Here is a 2,518-nt window from a genome sequence, read left to right on the forward strand (position 1 = left end):
GCTGGGGACCGCCGGGCCCATCTCCTACCTGCCTATGGGGGCGCTGCGCACGCTCAGTGTCCTATCGGCCCGGACCCGTTTGGGTCTGGAGATGCGCTCCCTGCTCCCCACCGCCGTCACCGAAATGCGGGCGGTACTGGACGCCGACGCCCACCTTCACGATTTCATGAAGCTCTCCACGCCCACGCTCATGCTCAGCGGTGGTTGGAGTCCGTCGTACTTTGCTGAGACTGGGCGCACGCTGGCCGGAGCAGTGCCCGCAATCGACTTTGCCGTGGTCCCGCTGCAGTTCCACGAAGGGCCCCTGCGCCCCGGCAAGCGGCTCGCCGCACGCATCGCACGGTTTCTTACCGAGCCCCGGGTCCATGGCGGACTTCCCGATGCCACCTAGGATGTTCCGGTGAGGGAACGCGATATTCAAACGCACGACGGCGGCCGGCTGGCCTTGTACAGCTACGGCGCGGAGGACGCCCCGGGGGAACGCAGGGTGGTCCTCATCGGCGGGGCGTTCCTCACTGCACTCATTTACCGGCCGTTCTCCCTGGCCTTGGCCAAGGGCCTCGGTGATGGCTGGGCCGTGGATGTCTACGACCGCCGGGGCCGGGGCAAATCCACCGAGCAGCCGGATCACTACTCCATGGCGACGGAAATCGCCGATGTCCGTACCATCATGGATGCCACAGGCGCCCGGAACATTTTTGGCCACAGCCTGGGTGGGTCCGTTGCATTGAACGCCGCCCAAGCCTTTGCCGGTACGCCTCACCAGCCCGACAAGCTCGCCGTTTACGACGCCGCGGTGAACATCGATGGCAGCATGGACACCGAATGGCTTGCCGGGTTCGCGGATTCGGTCAATAAGGGTGATGTCGGGCTGGCGCTGGCCCGGATGAAGCGCGGGATGCAACCCGGAACCGCCTTGGCCAGGGTTCCCGAGCCAATTCTGGCGGGACTCATGGCTGTGGTGTCGCGGACCAAAGTCAATCAGCTCTTCCGCGAGCTGATGCCTTCGGGCGTTGGTGAGCTGAAGGCAGCCTTCGAAGCCGCGGACACTCCAACCGACTTCTCCGTGCTCCCCTCCAGCACACACTTCATGGTGGGCAAGAAAAGCCCGCAGTTCTACAAGGTCACCGCCGCACGGTTGAACAGGGCGGTTCCCGGGAGCACGTTGGAAGTTTCGCCCAAGGGTTTTCATGGGTCGATTCCTGCAGCCGTCAACGAGCTCGTTTCGGATATCTCGGACTACTTCAAAGGCTGAGCGTTTTCCACACCGGCCGCTTTTCCCACATAAGGGCCGGCATGCTGCCGGCACTCAGGTCGCTCGGTTAGGCTCAAGTCATGACGCGCGACATCATCATGACCCCCGACGGCGGACACCTCGAAGTACTCACTACAGGCGGTGAGCTGGCAGCGGCAGGCTCCGGCGTCGTCGTCGTTCCGGCCTCCATGGTGACGGCCGCCGATTACACGCGCTTCGCCCAGAAACTGAGTGAAGCCCTGGGACGCCCCGTTCACACCTTCAACCGCCGTGGACGTGGCGATTCATCCCCGCAGTCCGAGGACTATACGCTCGAGGCCGACATTCAGGACCTTGACGCTGTCATGAAACACACTTCCAGTACCGACGTCTTCGGGCACAGCTTCGGCGGTGCCGTAGCGCTGCACGCCGCCCGGACGCTGCCGGTTGAGCGCCTCGCTGTCTATGATCCTGCCGTCTCGGTCAACCACAGCGTCAAAGCTGACTGGACCCCGGATTATGAACGCGCGACGGCGGCGGGAGACTACGATCGCGCCCTCGCCATCCTCATCAAGGGAGTAGAGACCGGCGGCGCCTTCGCTCGAATGCCCCTGTCCATGTTGACCCTGGCGAACAAGCTTGCCGCCGGCACACCACTGGGCAAACAGATGCGTGAGCTGATGACCTGCGGCGTCAGGGAGATCAAGGCCGTCATCGCAGCTGACATGCCTCCCGAGCCGTTCCTGGAGCTGCCCTTGGAAACCCTGATTGTGGTGGGCGAGAAGAGCCCGGCGTACTTCGGCGTTGCGTGCGGCCAGATCCACGACATCCTGTCTGGATCCAGCTACACCATCCTCCCTGGCTTCGGCCATGACGGGCCCAACAAGGCTCCGGACAAGCTGATCTCGGAGTTGTCGGAGTTCTTCTCGGGCTAAGCCCTTTTTGGATCGCAGGGAGGCCGGCTACGGCTGAGTGACCGGCTAGGGGCCGGGCGACCAGGCCAGGGGCCGGGCGACCAGGAGCTGACTATTCCAGATTGTGTCGGTCACCCGTGGGTCCCGATAGCCGCTGTGTGCGGCCCTAAGATTCTTCTGCCTGATTTAGGCAACGCCGTACCGCGTTTGGTGGGGGGCTGTGGTGCTTGTGTTGTGGCGTGTGTGTGGTGGTTAAAGGGGAAGAGCCCCGACCTTGGGTCGGGGCTCTTGCCTTAATGGTTGTCCGGCGGTGTCCTACTCTCCCACACCCTCCCGGGTGCAGTACCATCGGCGCTGTGGGTCTTAGCTT

2 protein-coding genes and 1 pseudogene are annotated in these 2,518 nt (G+C 63.7%); all 3 read left to right on the forward strand.

The features are described 5' to 3' along the window. Positions 1-391, forward strand: a pseudogene (locus HP499_RS23310) (alpha/beta hydrolase); the annotation flags it as partial. Between the two features lie 9 nt (positions 392-400). Further along, positions 401-1,255: an alpha/beta fold hydrolase gene (locus tag HP499_RS23315; protein ID WP_172326431.1), complete on the forward strand. Its 855-nt coding sequence runs from the start codon at positions 401-403 to the stop codon at positions 1,253-1,255. A gap of 80 nt (positions 1,256-1,335) precedes the next feature. Continuing rightward, positions 1,336-2,169 carry an alpha/beta fold hydrolase gene (locus HP499_RS23320; protein ID WP_172326432.1) on the forward strand — a complete coding sequence of 278 codons (834 nt, stop codon included), beginning with the start codon at positions 1,336-1,338 and terminating at the stop codon, positions 2,167-2,169. Positions 2,170-2,518 lie beyond the last annotated feature (349 nt).

It is taken from the genome of Paenarthrobacter sp. CM16, from assembly GCF_013179505.1.
Lineage (GTDB): Bacteria > Actinomycetota > Actinomycetes > Actinomycetales > Micrococcaceae > Arthrobacter.